This window comes from Haloferula chungangensis (assembly GCF_042664875.1).
Classification (GTDB): Bacteria; Verrucomicrobiota; Verrucomicrobiia; order Verrucomicrobiales; family Akkermansiaceae; genus Haloferula; species Haloferula chungangensis.
Map to the genome: position 1 here is coordinate 1 of NZ_JBHTBS010000040.1, position 2,151 is coordinate 2,151.

A 2,151-nucleotide genomic window follows, 5' to 3' on the forward strand; every position below is an offset into this window, starting at 1 on the left:
GCTGAAAATATAGACGGTTCTAAGGGAATTTATATAGAGTTTTCTCAAGATCCGAACCATATTTTTTATCCTAGTGGTTGGGGCTATCAATAAGTCAAAATTAAAAGAGGGGTTGTTATGAGTAAAATTTCAAGAGCCATATCGATAGGAATTTTTGTAGGTCTCTTAGTCCTATTGATCGAGCTAATATCTCCGTTTAATAATCTTGCTTATGAAAGTTTATTAAATGTATTAACGATAGTAATATTAACCACTCTGTTCTCTGTGTTAATTACGCGTACTGGAGAAAAAAAGAATTTGTAATTTAAAACATGTTCAAAAAAAACAAAGATTAGTAACCAAATGATAGATTAAAAAGTTCAAAGCACTCGAATTGTTTCGAGTGCTTTGAACTTTTTTTGTGTTCTCATACTTCAATTTATAAAAAGAGCATAAGGGGCAATGACGTCACTTCTCAAAGAGTGAGTGACGGGTTGGCAGTGCCAACCATTGCTATAAAAGCATTTTTATAGTGTGTAATGAATGTGTTTTTATGGAGTCATAAATTAACTATAAAACACACTGTTTACACACTCTTTTTTTACATCGTTAGTGTAAATATATATTGATTACACACACTATGTGTATTAAAATGTTATCATATACACACTAAATGTGTAACTATTTCAATGGAGTTTAGAAGGGGTGTTCAAAAATTCACATGCGCCAATAATGCTTTTTTATCGAATCTACAAAGATTACTCTTTATTTTATTAAAGTAGTCTATATAGACTACTTTAAAATCATTATATGAAATCTATATAGACTACTATAGGAGCGTTGATTATGAATAAAAAAAGACGAAATAATGTATCAATAAAGTTGACTGATGATGAAAAGAAAAGAGCAGAATTTTTTGCTGAAGAACGTGATTTAAACTTATCGGAGTATTTTAGGATGAGTGGACTTAAACATCGAATTAAGCCAACAATTGTTAATTTTGAACAGTCGCAAAATAGCATTGAAGAATCTGAAAAGCTGATTGAGGCAATCATGCTTATTCAACAGCATATTGCAGAGAATGGATATATGCACTGGCATGATTATAAAAATGATTCTAAAGTGATTAACGCACTAAAGTACATTAGAAACAGAACTTTTAATGACAAATAAGCGCATTTAGAGCCATTTATCTATGACTACATACATAGTTGTATGCTAAAACACGTTCTAGCGCTTGATATGTATGAGTTTCTAGCTGTTTTAACTAATTTAGGGGGAGATTAAAATAAAACGAGTCACTTTACGTGTTCCAGATATCACGAATGAAATTTTGGTTACAAAAGCGAAAGAGTTAGGAATATCCAAAAATGAATATATTAATTTATTAATCGAAGAGTCAATTTCGAACGTACTACAAAAAAATCATAACATAGAGGTTTTATCTCGTATAAATCATCTAGTAAATGTTGTAGACAAACAAACCATAGAATTGAATAAATTAAGCCAAGCCAATGAGATTATAGTCAATTTATTAGGAGATATATTTGACATTAATGAAAAAGGGAGAAATTGAAATGTCAGAAAAAGATAGAATAAATATCATTATTCCAAAAGAAGACTTAATAGAAATAAATAAGTATGTGAGTGAGAATAATGAGTATACGTCTAGATCGGACTTTTTTGTAAAAGCTGCATTGCAAAAAATTAAATCTGATGCTAATGAAGAAGAATTAGAGAATGAATCAATGAAAAAGATAAAATACATTGATTCAAATGTAGAATTACTTTTACAAATGCTAGTTGGATTTATGTTTAATAATGAGATGGCAGGCATGGATGACCACTATAAAGAATCTGTCATTTATATAAAAGCACAGAAAGCATTAGATAAATATTATAAAGAAAAAAAGATGAATGAGTTGACAAAAAAACAATTTACTAAAGAAAAATCGAGTATGGATTTTTTATCTAATTTTGATGAACTTTAAGTTTAATGTTGCAAATTGCCTAACATATATCTTATATAGAATTTCGTCGGTATAATTAAGATATGGCAACTGCCCCAAAAGGGGGTGTGTTCTATGATTTATGAACTTCTAAATTTGTTCGTGGCACCAATAATCGTCGGTGTCATCTTGTTAGTGATTGAGCGCTATCTAAACACGCATC

General features: G+C 29.7%; 2 protein-coding genes. Both read left to right on the forward strand.

Going from position 1 to position 2,151, the window contains the following annotated elements; translation table 11 throughout:
• Positions 1–825: 825 nt before the first annotated feature.
• A complete protein-coding gene (locus ACFQY0_RS21030; RefSeq protein ID WP_186077171.1) occupies positions 826–1,152 on the forward strand; it encodes a plasmid mobilization protein in 327 nt (108 codons plus the stop codon).
• 383 nt (positions 1,153–1,535) lie between these two features.
• Positions 1,536–1,970 carry a hypothetical protein gene (locus ACFQY0_RS21035; RefSeq protein WP_379716978.1) on the forward strand — a complete coding sequence of 145 codons (435 nt, stop codon included), beginning with the start codon at positions 1,536–1,538 and terminating at the stop codon, positions 1,968–1,970.
• Positions 1,971–2,151: the final 181 nt, after the last annotated feature.